A 15,365-nucleotide genomic window follows, 5' to 3' on the forward strand; every position below is an offset into this window, starting at 1 on the left:
GAGATTACCTCGGAAAGCGTCTGGTAAACCGTCAAACACACCTTTCCCGATTCATTGCCTTTTGTCTGCATATCCCCTTTAAGTTGCCCTGGGCAATTTTAACCCTCTTTACTCTCGTCTACCTCTTCACCCATTAAAGGACCACACATGGAAGCCTATAAAAACCTTTTGGCTCAACTGGCACAGGCCAATGCCGCCCAGCAGGCACAGGAGCAGCAATCCTCCGCTCGGACCCTTGTAAACAAATCAGCCGCCGCAGTTGCGGATCTGGAAGCCCTGATTAACAAATTCAACGATGTGATGGGGGAGAGCCTCCCAACGTCAGCAGACAGCGCCCAGAAGGGCCAAACCATCAAGAGCCGGGGCATTGCTCTGTGTCATAAAAACCAGGGCTACAGCGCCAACGGTCGCTCTGTATCACTGCTAACTAAATCAGTCAATGGTCTGAGACAAGTCGAGATTAACAAGGCTTCCCGCCCGCTAATGGCTACCCAACTGGAAGGGGGTAAATAATGGCATCTGGAAATGTTGTGGTCACCAGGACCACGAACCGCACGACATTTGAGGTTGATAAGAACTCATATTCCCGAGTTGTTAACCAAATCAAGCAAGTGGGCAAGGAGTGGGAAAAGGTTTCTAACAAAATGAAGCCGCTTAAAATGCCATTCCAGGAAAACGCCTACACCAAAGTACGCCGCAAACAGCAGGACGATGCAGCCCGTGCAGCCATCACCCAGGCAAAGGAAGAGGCCAAAGCAGCCGCCGCAGCGGCAAAAGTGAAAGCCGCAGCAGAGCGCAAACTGGCAACCATCCGGGCCAAAGGGATCCGGTTTAGCACCGCAGCGGCTAACGCCAACGTGACCCCGGCACAACGTGCTGGACACCTTCAGGAGTTTGCACAGCTTACTAAAGAGTATCATCGGGGCGGCCTTGCCCTTTCCGAGTACAACGCAAGGGTGAGCAAACTTCAGCAAAACATGCGCCAGCAAGGCAAAGTTGGGATGCGTGGCTATTCAATCCCTGTAACCGCCAAAGTCAATAAACTCGATACTAGCATGATCGAGGGTGCGGGCGGGGCGATCACCATTGCGGCAACTGTGGCTCTGTCCGGTAAGATTATGGAAACAGGGCAGGACTTTGAATCCGCTATGTCGGGTCTGACAGCGATCACCGGTTCCACAGATAAAGCCGCGAAAGAATTTGATTATCTCCGCGATCAGTCCAACCGCTTGGGTTTGGATTTGCTTAAAACATCCAAGGATTACACACAGTTTGCCGCCTCAGTTGGTGACAAGTTGCCACGTGATCAAATGCGATCCATCTTTGAGGGTGCTAGTGAATGGGGCCTTGTCACTGGTGCCTCCGCAGATGAGCAAAGCAGGGCAATGAAATCGCTTCAGCAGATGATGGGTAAAGGCCAGATCATGTCTGAGGAATTGAAGGGCCAGCTTGCTGAGGCTCTCCCCGGCGCTGTGGGTCTGTTCGTCAAGGCTCTCAACCAGATGAAAGGCGTTACCAACCTGACAGAAAAAGACCTGTTTGACCTGATGCAACAGGGCAAGCTGTTCTCCAAGGACATTCTCCCTTATGTGGCTAAGCAGATGAAAGCCGCAGCGCGGGCAGGTGGGGCACTTGATAAGGCGGTTAACTCCAACCGTGCAGCGTGGCAGCGTCTACAGACCTCGGTCCAGAATGCAATGAACATATTCTTCACTTCGGGTTTCGGTAACTCATTGACCACCATGTTTAACTCTATTTCTGCCGCTATCGATGGATCCGGTGATACGCTGGAATTCTTCGGACATATCGCGGGGCAGATTGTAGAGGGTGCAACTGATGCATTCTTAGAGCTTCACGATACCGTTGTTTTGGTTGCCCGGATCATTGAGTTTTACGCCAGCAAGATGGGTATCTCTGGTGAGCAGCTTAAAGCCTTTGGTGAAATGGCAGCTTACGCCGCAGGGGTGGCTCTGTTCGCTGGCTCTATCTGGAAGTTGGGCGGGGCCTTTAAATGGTTGTTGACCATGCTCAACCCGCTTACAAAGCTGTTGGGGGTCATGAAAGGGATCGCCGCTATTGGTGGCATTGAAGCCGCTACAACTGGCGGATCTGGTGGGGAAGGTAAAGACAAGCCAAACAAACCGGGCCGGGGTCCGAAAGTTGGCAAGGTAGGCGGAGCGGCGGCTCTCTCCGGCGGTCCTGTTGGCTGGGGCATTGCGATCGGTTCGGTAGGTGGGGATTATGCCTGGGATAAAGTCATGGACGCTAACGACGCCATGTATGGGCAGGACACCACAGCCGGAGGCAATCTGAAGAAAGATAGCCCGCTGGGTAAAATGTGGGATTTCATCCATAGCCCAGACCTCCCAACCAACCCAGACTTTGCCAAACCAGCGGACAAAACCGATGGCTGGGTAAGTTCTTACTCCAATCCGGGTTATGTTCCGCCTACACCAACGATTACGCCTCCACAACTTAAAGTTGATACGGTAGGCAATCCGCTGATGATGCCGCCAGCGTGGCTCCAGCAACCTCTTAATGTTAACGTGAATATCAAAGTTCAGGAGGGTCAACTTAAAGACCTCGTTAGATCTGAGGTGGAGAATAATCAACAATTTGCATTCAATATGCTGATGCAAGGGGGCCAGAACTAAGGCCCATACAAGAAAGGCTCCCCTTGTGGGAGCCTTTTTGCTTTATGTGTCTCGGTTTCATTCAGCATCTTCTTGTGGCTTAAGCCATGAAACTTTGCTTTCACCGAAATCATTTGGCATCTTCTGTATCAAATGTCTTACTGACAGGGCAGTGTAAAGACTTGGTAACCGTGGTAAACGTGTAAATGCTGTTGGAGTAAATACAGACGCGCTTACCGTCCTCTGTGGTCTCTTCCTGTGGGTTGCTCATGGTAATTCGTCCTGCGTAAACCTCATTGGCGTAAAAGACCCCAATAATTACAAACGCTAGAGTGATCATTGCATTAGGGATAAATGCGCAACGTTTGAAACAGGGGAGAATCGGTCTTTTCATAACAGGCCTTCTAACGAGTATTTATCGCTAAAATCATCTACTTTGCGCTGTGTAGCGCCGATGTAATGCAATGTACTGGATAACGATTTGTGTCCTAATGCCTTGCTAATAACTGCTATATCCTCCCCATTGTCATATCCGATAGTTGGTTTACTCTTCCTCATGCTGTGGGTCGAAAGATTCAGCCCCAGCTTTTCCCCGGCGTAGCTAATTTCCTCATGCAATTTGGAGCGGCTCACAGGCTTTCCCTTGCTCCTGTGGCTGTCCAACTGTAAGAGGTACACATGATCAGGGTTCGCCTCTCTCCGGGCCGCTATGATGCGTTTAGCGGTATCGGTGAGCCTCACCCGGATAGATTCACCCGTTTTCTGTTGGGACAGAACAAGGTGATCGCCTTTGATGTCGTCATAACGGATAGAGCGCAGATCCGACACCCTCAGCATTAACTCATAACCCAATAACCAGGCGTCACGGTACAGCGTCAGCCCCTTGCCCTGTTTGAGTAGCTCTGTCGCTACCGCTTTAACTTCCTGAACTGATTTACAGCCCTCTACGAAATTCATTCTGTACCCTCCAGATCCTAACTGTGATCAATTCTTGATCAAAAACAGGCACTTGTAAACGACAAAAATCATAAATTTTACGATGTGTCTTTTTAGTTAATTAAATCGGGTTTAATCGCGTTTAATGGCAGAGTAATGACCCGGCAGGGGAGGTAAACGGGCCTTATGGGCTGTTTAAGTAGGTAAAAGATGGTTACTTAATGTACTATAACCACAAAGCGGGTAAAGTGATCTGACTCCCCAAGCGCCTTTAAGTTACTGTATTTGTGGGAAATTAATTATTGTTTCGTAATAGTGTTGCCTGGCAAATTTACAATTTCCCTTCAAGAAATTGCTTTAGCATTTTTTCTGTTGATGAAAATCAATATCATTTGCAAATGGTAATCATTATCAACACAAATCGGGGCGAAAGCCTTCGCCCCTCAAATGGCCTCTGTAGGCCCGCTCTCTGTATGCGCCTGTGGCGCTACCACTCTCAACCCTGTGGGTTTGTATTGCTTGCCACAAGATAACGCGCCACAGGCGCACAGGGGAGGCGGGACGCCTCCGGGGTGGCCCGGCGGGGCCACTGGTCCACACTGTAAAAAGACAGAATACTATTGTGTATTTACTAAGTTGTTGAATCCAAAGGAATGGCCTGAAGAGGCTGATCGGTATGGGGTTGAAGTGTCAAGAAGTGTAAAGAACGAGTGCTGTGCAAATGATCAGTATTGACGAGAGTAGATATTTGTGAAACATGATCATGGCCCCACCCACCCCCGGATCGCCGTGCCTGGTGGATGTGTCCAAACTCGAAAGATATTTTCCCACTAGAGAGGACAGACCTATACCCTTTTATGTTCGGGCATAGGATAGGCTGGGGGAGTCTCGCCGATGACAGATAACAGAAAGGGCCACTGAGGCCCTTTGTTTATGTTTGGCTACTGATATTTTCGCCGTAGTTTCTGAATAATGAACATCAACAGCGCAGTAACAACGAGCATGAGTAGGAACAGCACCCATAGAAACGATGGATCAGCTTCGCCATCAGCAAATCCTAACCCGGTGCGGTTCAGAAAATCATTACTGATTTGAGACAAATACTCGACCAGTCCGCCCAGAGGGAACAGCACGATAAAGAATGAAGCCACAAAGCAGAGCAAACCGATCAGTATGTTAATTGTTAAATTTGCATGACGCATAATCAGTCCGCCCTGTTACGTCTATACGCCCATATGCCATTAATCCTTTACCTCCTGGCACTCGAACTTTCTTACGTGCAAGTAATGAGGTTCTGACTAACTGGAAATCAGGAATGTTATAGAAAGTTATGCATCCCCACGACTCCCCCTCACCATTTGGGCGCAACGGGTGAAGCCGGAAAGATCCTCTGTCAACGCCATTAACGAAAACGTGATCACTCATTGTGGAAGCGTTGAATAATCCAAACCACTCGTCGTGGTTTGTTCCATTCCTGAAATCCTTAACAAATCGTTCTACCTGATTGGCAATACTCCCGGACGGGGCATCAACGATCCAGTACGTGCCGACAGGCAAAGCCGCATTCCGTATAAATGCACACTCTGCGATGTTGGTTACTGGTGCTATCCCCGAAAATACTGGAAACGTTCCGACACCGTAAACATGAAGTTTAAGCCGTCTCCCGTCTGCTGATACGTCGTTGTAATCCATCCTGCAAATCTGCATAACATAAAACTCCCTGTAGATTTGCGGGGTATGTTAACGCCGATTGAAGAAGCCAGCCAGCCTTAACCTATGATTTAGGAAAACAGGAACATTCAATGAATGCAATCAATTACGGTTAGCAAATCTTTAAGCGGCGGTGTGTGCGTATACCTGGCTGTGATACCTAATAATTGGGTTCTGCTATGACCAACAACGAATTGCACCAAGGTTGAATTTCCGACTGCGGCAATAGCATTGCTAATAAATGTATGTCGTAACGAATGAACTCGTCGCTTGAGTCCAAACTCGTTGTAATCAGGAATATCAAGCAGCCTGAGCAAGCCCACCCAATCCTCCGTAATGGTCGTATAGTTCGGAAGATTAAATACAGAATCGGAGTCCTTCAGGCTTTCCACACAAGCCAATAGGCCCGCCTCTATAGCCCTATGGATTGGAACTTGTCGCCGGGCGTGTTCGGTTTTCCCTCCATCGATAAAGATATACCAACGCCCGGTTTCCTCATCCTTCCTAATGTGGTGCTTGCGGATCTTTTCTATCTCACCACGACGAGCACCTGTATAAACCAGGGTGAGGAAATACCATTTACGATAATCACTATCTGGTAGAGCGAAAAGATACTCTTTGATCCGACTCAGTTCGCTGGCTGTATAGTTTCCACCCCTATTGGGTTTCACCTCATAACTAATCCCATCGGTAGGGGATTTGGTCAAAATATCCTTCTGATCGACCAAGTACGTTTTAAACAAGGAGCGCCAAAGCTTTAAATGCTTGTGGACGTGCTCACTGGCAATCAGGTCATCCTCGGGGACATCGTAATCAATGCACTCTACAAGACTCATTCTGGAATAAGGTAATCTTGTTCGCGTTGGTAGATTCTCCGCGACCTTGAGAGCTTCCCTTATATGTTGTTTAGATATTTTATCGACGGGAATATCACCAACAACATGGTAGAGGATATCAAAGAAGCGCTGATTCTCGTTGGCTGTCTGTTTCCGCCACTTTTGACCTTTATCCTTTATATAGTCATACCATGCTTCCAACAGCCTTGGACCGGATGCTGGTGCAGCCTCAGTAATTGTCTCAATATTTTGCTCTACTGGCGCGGGGTTAACTGGCGGGACTGCATTTTGTAAAGCTGACCCCATCGAATCAATGATCTGTTGGTATCGTGTCAAATCACGCGAATAGAATGCTTCATAAGCCTGTGACATAAGAGCCTGGTTCATATCTATCTGGCTTGAGACGCGGTTAATCTGGTCAAGATCTGCATCTTTGACATCCAACTTTTTCGTTTTCAGCGCAGCGATCATCATTCGGGCTGTCATATCGTCGCCACTGTACATCTTGTCCAAATGGTGGTTAGCGTAGCCTTGCGCTTCGTTTGCTGTATCTGGCGGCGATAAAGGCTCGCCAGTGATTTCCTTGTGATACCGTCCTAATTCTGGCAATCGTTTAGCCTCTTCAAGACCACCTCTAAGCCAGTTCAGCAGGTATTCGTCGAAATCCTTTTTTGTGGCGTCCCGGAAACCTTGCAGGCGCAGTTTGAACACTTCTACGCTCATGGTTCCATTCTGTACAAGGGGGATAAAAGGGCGAACTTGGCTCATCAGCATTTCGGCTTGTTTTAAACTGTCAGTACCGAGTGAAACTCGGATGAAACGAGTTGAATCATTTAATCTAAAATTCGTGTAGTATGTGCGCCCACGAATCATTGTGTGTGACAGCTTGTGTGACATATTGTTTGCCATGCTGTGTACCATGAAATAGTTACATATCAGTGAGTTAGTCTTGTTTTTAGGTTAACTCATTGTTTTTGAAAGTATACCAGACGCCTGTGAAGGCGACACCTGAAGGAAGCTCTATGAGCGAGAAACTACAGAAAGTGCTGGCGCGAGCTGGCCACGGTTCCCGCCGTGAAATCGAATCTATTATTGAGGCTGGCCGCGTAAGCGTGGACGGCAAAATCGCCACATTGGGCGATCGCGTAGACGTGACCCCTGGCCTGAAAATCCGTATCGACGGTCACCTCATATCGGTGAAAGAGTCCGTGGAGCAGATCTGCCGCGTACTGGCGTACTACAAACCGGAAGGTGAACTCTGCACGCGTAACGATCCGGAAGGGCGCCCAACAGTGTTTGATCGTCTACCGAAACTGCGCGGTGCGCGCTGGATTGCAGTGGGTCGCCTCGACGTTAATACTTGCGGCCTCTTGCTGTTTACCACCGATGGTGAACTGGCGAACCGCCTGATGCATCCGAGCCGTGAAGTTGAGCGTGAATACGCCGTACGTGTCTTTGGCGAAGTCGATGACGCGAAATTACGCGATCTGTCGCGCGGTGTGCAGTTGGAAGATGGTCCGGCGGCGTTTAAAACCATTAAGTTCAGCGGTGGCGAAGGCATTAACCAGTGGTACAACGTAACCCTGACCGAAGGACGTAACCGTGAGGTACGTCGCCTGTGGGAAACGGTTGGCGTGCAAGTCAGCCGCCTGATCCGCGTGCGTTACGGTGATATTCCGCTGCCTAAAGGTTTGCCGCGTGGCGGCTGGACGGAACTGGATCTGGCACAAACCAACTACCTGCGTGAGCTGGTCGGGCTGGACGCGGAAACGCAGTCTAAAGTGGCCGTGGAGAAAGATCGCCGTCGCATGAAAGCGAACCAGATCCGCCGTGCGGTAAAACGCCACAGCCAACCGGCTGGCAAGTCCGGTGGTGGTGGTCGTCGTCCTGGCAGTTCGCGTACTAAAAACGACTGATCTTGATAAAGAATAAGAGAAAAGGGGCGAACGCCCCTTTTTTGTTGCTAACCGAAAAGCATCTCCTTTGGCTATGTCTACCACCAGGCTTTGGCTCAGCCTTTGCCTTTTGCGTTAAATCTCACCGCGCTGAAAGAAGCTGTTTGTTAAGGTTTCCGGCTCGGTCTTCACTGGCAAAATAGTTTCGTTTTCGATGACGACGGACTGACGTTGCGTCAGTAATCAATACCCTGTTGCGCTTTTACACCCGCTTCAAAAGCATGTTTCACTGGCCGCAATTCGCTGACGGTATCTGCCAGATCAAGAATATCGCGGTGGCAGCCGCGTCCGGTGATAATCACCGTCTGGCTTGCCGGGCGTTTGCGTAACGCGTCCAGTACCCTTTCTAGCGGCAGGTAATCATAGGCCACCATATAGGTCAGTTCATCCAGCAGCACCATATCCAGAGCGGGATCGGCCAGCATCCGTTCGGCATGTTCCCAGACTGCGAGACACGCAGCGGTGTCACTTTCACGGTTTTGCGTATCCCAAGTGAAACCGGTTGCCATTACCTGAAATTCCACGCCCAGTGGTTCCAGCAGGTTGCGTTCGCCGTTCGGCCATGTCCCTTTGATAAACTGAATGGCACCCACTTTTTTACCATGGCCGACTGCGCGGGTTGCTGTTCCGAACGCCGCAGTGGTTTTCCCTTTACCGTTCCCGGTAAAGACAATAATGATCCCGCGTTCATCCTGTGCAGCGGCGACGCGCGCATCGACACGCTCTTTTACGCGCTGCTGGCGTTGCTGATATCGTTCTTCGCTCATTGTGAGATTCCTGGTTTGCGACCCGGTTGGGCATCAAAACTCATACCGGTTTTACGGCGGCTGTCATCGCCCATTAGCCACAGGTAAAGCGGCATAATATCGGCGGGGGTTTTCAGGTTTTGTGGATCTTCCGTCGGGAAGGCGCTGGCACGCATTTTGGTGCGCGTACCGCCGGGGTTAATACAGTTGACCCGCACACGGTTTTGGTACTCTTCGGCCAGTACCTGCATCATCCCTTCGGTGGCAAATTTTGACACGGCGTAAGCGCCCCAGTTAGCACGTCCCTGGCGTCCAACGCTTGAGGAGGTGAAAACAAGAGAACCGCAGTCAGATTTAAGTAATAAAGGAAGAAGCGCCTGGGTGAGATAAAAGGTGGCATTCACGTTGACCTGCATCACCTCGTTCCAGACTGACGGAACTTGCTCGCTCATTGGCGATACATCCCCAAGTAAACCGGCATTGTGCAACACACCGTCCAGACGCGGCACGATCGTCGCAATGGTCTCAGCCAGTTGCTGGCACGTTTCCGGGGTGCAGCTTGCCATATCGAGGGTAAACCACTGCGCTCGCTGGCCTTCTTGTTCAATCTCACGCGCAACCTGCTGCAATTTCGCTTCGTTTCGACCCAACAGAATGAGGCTCGCGCCATGGCGAGCGTAAGTCAGCGCCGCTTCTTTGCCGATGCCGTCGCTGGCACCGGTCACCAGAATGATGCGATCGTTTAACAAATCGCGTTGTGGCTGATAATGCACACTCTCTCCTCAGGCCTGGGCCTGTTATCGCCTTCACATGTTGGCTTTATGCCTTAAACAGAAGGCCATTTCAATCAGCCAGCGGGAAGGTTGCGCAACCTTTACGAAAAAATTCAGCAACATGGCACATTGTACCAATGGCTTACGCGAGACGTGCCAGCATCGCTCATGTACACTGATGCGATTGTCGAGTGGTGTAATCAAGGTGGTATGCATGGAATTACTGTCTGAGTATGGCCTGTTTCTGGCCAAAATCGCGACTGTTGTCGTGGCGATTGCCGTTGTGGCCGTGCTGATTGTTAATTTGACACAGCGCAAACGCCAGCGGGGAGAATTGAAAGTCACCCGTTTGAGTGAACAATATAAAGAGATGCAAGAGGAGATGTCGGTCTCCTTGCTGGATGAGCACCAACAGAAACGTTGGCACAAGGCGCAGAAGAAAAAACTGAAGCTGGAAGCGAAAGCGGCAAAAGCGAAGGTGAAGGCCGGCGAACAGCAAGAAAAAGGCGCACCGCGGGCCTATGTGCTCGATTTTAAAGGCAGCATGGACGCGGGTGAAGTAAACGCATTGCGTGAAGAGATAACAGCGGTTCTGGCTGTGGCAACGCCGCAGGATCAAGTCGTTGTGCGTCTGGAAAGCCCGGGAGGCGTGGTGCATGGTTACGGTCTTGCCGCTTCTCAGTTACAACGTCTGCGTGACAAGCATATCCCATTGACCATCGCCGTCGACAAAGTGGCTGCCAGCGGCGGCTATATGATGGCCTGTGTGGCCGATAAAATTGTTGCGGCACCGTTTGCGATCATTGGGTCTATCGGCGTGGTGGCGCAGATCCCTAACTTTAACCGCTTCCTTAAAGGCAAAGAGATCGACATTGAGCTGCACACAGCGGGTCAGTTCAAACGAACTCTGACACTGCTCGGTGAAAACACAGAAGAAGGGCGGCAGAAATTTCGCGAGAGCCTGAACGAAACTCACGATCTGTTTAAAGGCTTTGTTCACCAGATGCGGCCTGAACTGGACATCGAAAGTGTGGCGACGGGTGAGCATTGGTATGGTTCCCAGGCGCTTGATAAAGGATTGATTGACGCCATCGGCACCAGCGACGATCTGCTGCTGGGGCTTATCGAAGACCACGAAGTGATTGGTGTGCGCTATCAGCAGCGTAAAAAACTGATGGAGCGATTTACGGGTAGTGCGATGGAGAGCATCGATCATTTATTGATGCGCTGGTGGCAGCGCGGGCAAAAACCGATGATGTAAAAAACGCGAGGCTCAGGCCTCGCGTTTTCGTTTAGTCGATCAGATGATATTTTTCAGAAAGTTCATGCGCTAAGTATTTGAACATGTTGAATACCGCTGTACTTTTCGCCGTCGGTAAGCCTTGCTCATCAAGAAAATACTCGCCGCTGAAAACCAGTACGCCGTTACGCTGGCTGACGCCGGTCGCAACGATACCGGATAGCGTGTCTTCATGCTCACTGATCAGTTTGTTAGCCAGTTCAAGCAGAGACTGGCGATCGATTGGCTGAGATGTCTCTTGCATTTTTCTACTCCTTAAAAATTTCGTCAGTTTACCGCTGGCCCGGTTCAGGGGCAAATTTTCCCTGTTTTTGCAAGGGCTTTGCCCGGTCGTTGTGCTGGCGTGATCCGCTTTTGCATGCTAATAAAGTTGCGTAACAAATTTTATCAGGTACAGTGTGACGCTTTCGTCAATCTGGCAACAGATTTGCTTGACATTCGACCGTAATATCGTTGTCCTACTCCGCCCTGGCGCGAAAAAGCCTGTAAACTCAGTCACCTGAACGCTCCGTTTTACGCGCTTTGCTAAAAAGGGTTGATATCCATTGACGCCGCCGCAATATTGAATGCTCGTCGCCGGTGGGAGTGAAGCGACAAGCGACGAATTTCTGGAAGAATTTAATTAGGTAAAGGTGAATATGGGTAAAGCTCTCGTTATCGTTGAGTCCCCGGCAAAAGCCAAAACGATCAATAAATATCTGGGTAATGACTATGTGGTTAAATCCAGCGTTGGTCATATCCGTGATTTGCCGACCAGTGGCTCAGCACCCAAAAAGAGCGCAGACTCAGCCTCCGCCAAAACGGCTAAGAAGCCTAAAAAGGATGAACGCGGTGCTCTTGTCAATCGTATGGGGATCGACCCGTGGCACAACTGGGATGCACATTATGAAGTGCTGCCTGGTAAAGAGAAGGTCGTTTCCGAGCTGAAATCGCTGGCCGAAAAAGCAGACCACATCTATCTCGCAACCGACCTTGACCGCGAAGGGGAAGCCATTGCGTGGCACCTGCGGGAAGTGATCGGCGGTGATGAGAAACGCTACAGCCGCGTAGTGTTTAACGAAATTACCAAGAATGCGATTCGTCAGGCCTTCGAAACGCCGGGCGAACTGAATATTGACCGTGTTAATGCTCAACAGGCGCGCCGTTTTATGGACCGCGTGGTGGGTTACATGGTGTCTCCACTACTGTGGAAGAAAATTGCCCGCGGTCTCTCCGCTGGCCGCGTGCAGTCCGTAGCCGTGCGTTTGGTTGTTGAGCGCGAACGCGAAATTAAAGCGTTTGTGCCGGAAGAGTTCTGGGAAATAGACGCCTCCACAGCAACGCCTGGTGGCGATACGCTGCCGCTGCAAGTTACCCATGAAGGCGATAAAGCCTTCCGCCCGGTTAATCGCGAACAAACTATGGCGGCGGTCAGCCTGCTGGAAAAAGCCCGCTATACGGTGCTGGAGCGGGAAGATAAGCCGACCAGCAGCAAACCGGGCGCGCCGTTTATTACCTCTACGCTGCAACAGGCCGCCAGTACGCGTCTGGGTTTTGGCGTGAAGAAAACCATGATGATGGCGCAACGTCTGTATGAAGCGGGTTACATCACTTATATGCGTACCGACTCGACGAACCTGAGCCAGGACGCCATATCGATGGTGCGTAGCTACATTACGGATAATTTCGGTAAAAAGTACCTGCCGGAAAACGCTAATCAGTACGCCAGCAAAGAGAATTCTCAGGAAGCGCACGAAGCCATTCGTCCTTCTGATGTCGCGGTGTTAGCTGAATCGTTAAAAGACATGGAATCCGACGCGCAGAAACTTTATCAGCTGATCTGGCGCCAGTTTGTCGCCTGTCAGATGACGCCTGCGCAGTATGATTCCACCACGCTGACGGTGGGCGCGGGCGATTTCCGTCTTAAAGCCCGTGGTCGCATCCTGCGTTTCGACGGCTGGACAAAAGTCATGCCTGCGCTGCGCAAAGGCGATGAAGATCGTACGTTGCCTGCGGTGAATAAGGGCGATGTTCTTTCACTGATAGAGTTGACACCGGCACAGCACTTTACCAAGCCACCTGCGCGTTTTAGCGAAGCTTCGCTGGTAAAAGAGCTGGAAAAACGCGGTATTGGCCGCCCGTCTACTTATGCGTCGATCATCTCGACCATTCAGGACAGGGGTTATGTGCGTGTTGAAAGCCGTCGTTTTTACGCGGAAAAAATGGGTGAAATCGTTACCGATCGTCTGGAAGAGAATTTCCGCGAGTTGATGAACTACGATTTTACCGCACAGATGGAAGACAGCCTCGACCGCGTGGCGAACCATGAAGCCGAATGGCGCAAGGTGCTGGACAGCTTCTTTGGCGATTTCTCTCGCCAACTGGAGCAAGCTGAACAGGACCCTGAAGCGGGTGGTATGCGTCCGAATCAGATGGTGCTGACCAGTATCGACTGCCCGACATGTGGTCGTAAAATGGGTATTCGTACCGCCAGTACCGGGGTTTTCCTTGGCTGTTCCGGCTATGCGTTACCGCCGAAAGAGCGCTGCAAAACCACCATTAACCTGGTGCCGGAAAACGAAGTGCTCAATGTGCTGGAAGGCGAAGACGCGGAAACCAACGCGCTGCGCGCCAAACGTCGTTGCCAGAAATGTGGTACGGCGATGGACAGCTACCTGATCGATCCGAAGCGTAAACTGCATGTCTGTGGTAATAATCCGACCTGTGATGGCTACGAGATCGAAGAGGGTGAATTCCGCATTAAAGGGTATGACGGCCCGATTGTTGAGTGTGAAAAATGCGGTTCTGAAATGCACCTGAAAATGGGGCGTTTTGGTAAGTACATGGCTTGCACCAACGACGAGTGTAAAAACACACGTAAGATCCTGCGTAACGGCGAAGTTGCACCGCCGAAAGAGGATCCGGTGCCGTTGCCGGAGCTGCCATGTGAAAAATCGGATGCCTATTTTGTTCTGCGTGATGGCGCAGCCGGGGTGTTCCTCGCGGCGAATACCTTCCCGAAATCTCGTGAAACACGAGCACCGCTGGTAGAAGAACTGTACCGCTTCCGTGACCGTCTGCCGGAAAAACTGCGTTATCTTGCAGACGCGCCGCAGGAAGATCCGCAGGGCAATAAAACCATTGTGCGTTTTAGCCGTAAGACCAAGCAGCAATATGTTGCTTCGGAAAAAGACGGGAAAGCGACCGGGTGGTCAGCGTTTTATATCGACAATAAATGGACTGAAGCTAAAAAGTAGTTTTTTCAGCCATATACCTTCAGGGGCCGGTTTTCCGGCCCCTTTTTATTTGCGCGTTATTATTCTTTGTTCGCTGCTATACACGGAAGCTATAAATGATATAGTTGTTATAGCTAACCGCTTTTTTATTATCAAATCGTATTAAGCGATAACCCCGTTTGCGTACTTCGGATGGTTTGTTATGAAACTACAGCAGCTTCGTTATATCGTCGAGGTGGTGAATCACAACCTCAACGTCTCTTCCACGGCGGAGGGGCTCTATACCTCTCAGCCTGGTATCAGTAAACAAGTCCGCATGCTGGAAGATGAACTCGGCATACAAATCTTCGCCCGCAGCGGTAAGCACCTCACCCAGGTGACGCCCGCCGGGCAGGAAATCATCCGCATTGCGCGTGAAGTATTATCCAAAGTTGATGCGATTAAATCGGTTGCAGGAGAGCATACATGGCCGGATAAGGGCTCGCTGTACGTTGCTACCACACATACACAAGCACGTTATGCATTGCCGAATGTGATCAAAGGGTTTATTGAACGCTATCCGCGTGTTTCATTGCACATGCATCAGGGATCGCCAACACAAATTGCTGAAGCGGTTTCTAAAGGCAATGCGGATTTCGCCATCGCCACTGAAGCGCTGCATTTGTACGATGATCTGGTGATGTTGCCGTGTTACCACTGGAATCGCTCAATCGTGGTGACACCCGATCACCCGCTGGCATCTAAGCCGTCCGTCAGTATCGATGAACTGGCGCAATATCCGCTGGTGACTTACACCTTTGGCTTCACCGGCCGCTCGGAGCTCGACACGGCGTTTAATCGTGCAGGGTTGACGCCACGAATCGTTTTCACCGCGACAGATGCAGACGTTATCAAAACGTATGTCAGACTGGGCCTGGGAGTAGGGGTTATTGCCAGCATGGCGGTAGATCCGATCTCCGATCCGGACCTTGTTAAATTGGATGCTCATGAGATCTTCAGCCACAGCACCACAAAAATAGGTTTCCGTCGTAGCACCTTCCTGCGTAGCTATATGTATGATTTTATTCAGCGCTTCGCGCCACATTTAACGCGCGATGTGGTCGATGCAGCTGTGGCATTGCGTTCTAATGAAGATATAGAAGCGATGTTTAAAGATATTAAGTTGCCGCAGAAATAATGCCGTAGGGTATCTTATCGCTCGAAAAGATACCCATAATGTCCCCTAAAGCCAAATTAGAATTATCATCATCTTTGATACAAT

Annotated in this window: 13 protein-coding genes; 6 read left to right on the plus strand and 7 right to left on the minus strand. The window is 50.4% G+C overall.

What is annotated here, in order from left to right:
- The first annotated feature begins 147 nt into the window (after positions 1–147).
- Both E0L21_RS22160 and E0L21_RS25265 read left to right on the plus strand, forming a co-directional pair.
- Positions 148–513: a hypothetical protein gene (locus E0L21_RS22160; RefSeq protein WP_131413326.1), complete on the plus strand. Its 366-nt coding sequence runs from the start codon at positions 148–150 to the stop codon at positions 511–513.
- Positions 513–2,654: a tape measure protein gene (locus E0L21_RS25265; protein ID WP_235855275.1), complete on the plus strand. Its 2,142-nt coding sequence runs from the start codon at positions 513–515 to the stop codon at positions 2,652–2,654. Before E0L21_RS22160 ends, E0L21_RS25265 begins: the two co-directional genes overlap by 1 nt.
- A 369-nt stretch (positions 2,655–3,023) precedes the next feature.
- Here the strand turns inward: E0L21_RS25265 and E0L21_RS22180 are convergent, their stop codons facing one another.
- The 4 genes from E0L21_RS22180 to E0L21_RS22195 form a co-directional block, all read right to left on the minus strand.
- Positions 3,024–3,590, minus strand: coding sequence for a tyrosine-type recombinase/integrase (locus E0L21_RS22180; protein WP_131413328.1), 567 nt, complete (start codon positions 3,588–3,590; stop codon positions 3,024–3,026).
- 920 nt (positions 3,591–4,510) lie between these two features.
- Positions 4,511–4,771, minus strand: coding sequence for a hypothetical protein (locus E0L21_RS22185; protein WP_131413330.1), 261 nt, complete (start codon positions 4,769–4,771; stop codon positions 4,511–4,513).
- Positions 4,746–5,276 carry a DUF2778 domain-containing protein gene (locus tag E0L21_RS22190; protein ID WP_090133805.1) on the minus strand — a complete coding sequence of 177 codons (531 nt, stop codon included), beginning with the start codon at positions 5,274–5,276 and terminating at the stop codon, positions 4,746–4,748. Before E0L21_RS22190 ends, E0L21_RS22185 begins: the two co-directional genes overlap by 26 nt.
- Before the next feature lie 92 nt (positions 5,277–5,368).
- Positions 5,369–7,024 carry a site-specific integrase gene (locus E0L21_RS22195; RefSeq protein WP_235855276.1) on the minus strand — a complete coding sequence of 552 codons (1,656 nt, stop codon included), beginning with the start codon at positions 7,022–7,024 and terminating at the stop codon, positions 5,369–5,371.
- Between the two features lie 113 nt (positions 7,025–7,137).
- On the opposite strand from E0L21_RS22195, the gene rluB reads away from it, so the two are divergent.
- Positions 7,138–8,031 (plus strand): 23S rRNA pseudouridine(2605) synthase RluB, encoded by an 894-nt coding sequence (rluB, locus tag E0L21_RS22200; protein ID WP_131413334.1) that lies wholly within the window; start codon positions 7,138–7,140, stop codon positions 8,029–8,031.
- A 215-nt stretch (positions 8,032–8,246) separates the two neighbouring features.
- Here rluB and cobO read toward each other — a convergent pair whose 3' ends face one another.
- Together cobO and E0L21_RS22210 are read right to left on the minus strand one after the other, a co-directional pair.
- Positions 8,247–8,837, minus strand: coding sequence for a cob(I)yrinic acid a,c-diamide adenosyltransferase (cobO, locus tag E0L21_RS22205; protein ID WP_131413336.1), 591 nt, complete (start codon positions 8,835–8,837; stop codon positions 8,247–8,249).
- Positions 8,834–9,589, minus strand: coding sequence for a YciK family oxidoreductase (locus E0L21_RS22210; RefSeq protein ID WP_131413338.1), 756 nt, complete (start codon positions 9,587–9,589; stop codon positions 8,834–8,836). The genes cobO and E0L21_RS22210 overlap by 4 nt, the downstream gene beginning before the upstream one ends.
- A gap of 214 nt (positions 9,590–9,803) precedes the next feature.
- On the opposite strand from E0L21_RS22210, the gene sohB reads away from it, so the two are divergent.
- Entirely contained in the window at positions 9,804–10,850 is a 1,047-nt protein-coding gene (sohB, locus tag E0L21_RS22215) for a protease SohB (RefSeq protein WP_131413340.1), read from the plus strand.
- Between the two features lie 31 nt (positions 10,851–10,881).
- Here the strand turns inward: sohB and E0L21_RS22220 are convergent, their stop codons facing one another.
- Positions 10,882–11,133 (minus strand): YciN family protein, encoded by a 252-nt coding sequence (locus E0L21_RS22220; protein ID WP_131413342.1) that lies wholly within the window; start codon positions 11,131–11,133, stop codon positions 10,882–10,884.
- 394 nt (positions 11,134–11,527) lie between these two features.
- Between E0L21_RS22220 and topA the strand changes: the two genes are divergently transcribed.
- The gene (topA, locus tag E0L21_RS22225) at positions 11,528–14,125 is read left to right on the plus strand and encodes a type I DNA topoisomerase (protein WP_131413344.1); all 2,598 of its coding nucleotides are present in this window, start codon (positions 11,528–11,530) and stop codon (positions 14,123–14,125) included.
- 181 nt (positions 14,126–14,306) lie between these two features.
- Positions 14,307–15,281: an HTH-type transcriptional regulator CysB gene (gene cysB / locus E0L21_RS22230; protein ID WP_131413346.1), complete on the plus strand. Its 975-nt coding sequence runs from the start codon at positions 14,307–14,309 to the stop codon at positions 15,279–15,281.
- Positions 15,282–15,365: the final 84 nt, after the last annotated feature.

The sequence above is a fragment of the Kosakonia quasisacchari genome (assembly GCF_004331415.1).
GTDB lineage: Bacteria > Pseudomonadota > Gammaproteobacteria > Enterobacterales > Enterobacteriaceae > Kosakonia > Kosakonia quasisacchari.

Coding starts and splice junctions, on each gene's coding strand:
- E0L21_RS22220 (WP_131413342.1), bottom strand. CDS start 11,133: ATGCAAGAGACATCTCAGCCAATCGATCGCCAGTCTCTGCTTGAACTG.
- E0L21_RS22185 (WP_131413330.1), bottom strand. CDS start 4,771: ATGCGTCATGCAAATTTAACAATTAACATACTGATCGGTTTGCTCTGC.
- E0L21_RS22195 (WP_235855276.1), bottom strand. CDS start 7,024: ATGGCAAACAATATGTCACACAAGCTGTCACACACAATGATTCGTGGG.
- E0L21_RS22180 (WP_131413328.1), bottom strand. CDS start 3,590: ATGAATTTCGTAGAGGGCTGTAAATCAGTTCAGGAAGTTAAAGCGGTA.
- E0L21_RS22160 (WP_131413326.1), top strand. CDS start 148: ATGGAAGCCTATAAAAACCTTTTGGCTCAACTGGCACAGGCCAATGCC.
- sohB (WP_131413340.1), top strand. CDS start 9,804: ATGGAATTACTGTCTGAGTATGGCCTGTTTCTGGCCAAAATCGCGACT.
- cobO (WP_131413336.1), bottom strand. CDS start 8,837: ATGAGCGAAGAACGATATCAGCAACGCCAGCAGCGCGTAAAAGAGCGT.
- E0L21_RS25265 (WP_235855275.1), top strand. CDS start 513: ATGGCATCTGGAAATGTTGTGGTCACCAGGACCACGAACCGCACGACA.
- rluB (WP_131413334.1), top strand. CDS start 7,138: ATGAGCGAGAAACTACAGAAAGTGCTGGCGCGAGCTGGCCACGGTTCC.
- E0L21_RS22190 (WP_090133805.1), bottom strand. CDS start 5,276: ATGCAGATTTGCAGGATGGATTACAACGACGTATCAGCAGACGGGAGA.
- topA (WP_131413344.1), top strand. CDS start 11,528: ATGGGTAAAGCTCTCGTTATCGTTGAGTCCCCGGCAAAAGCCAAAACG.
- cysB (WP_131413346.1), top strand. CDS start 14,307: ATGAAACTACAGCAGCTTCGTTATATCGTCGAGGTGGTGAATCACAAC.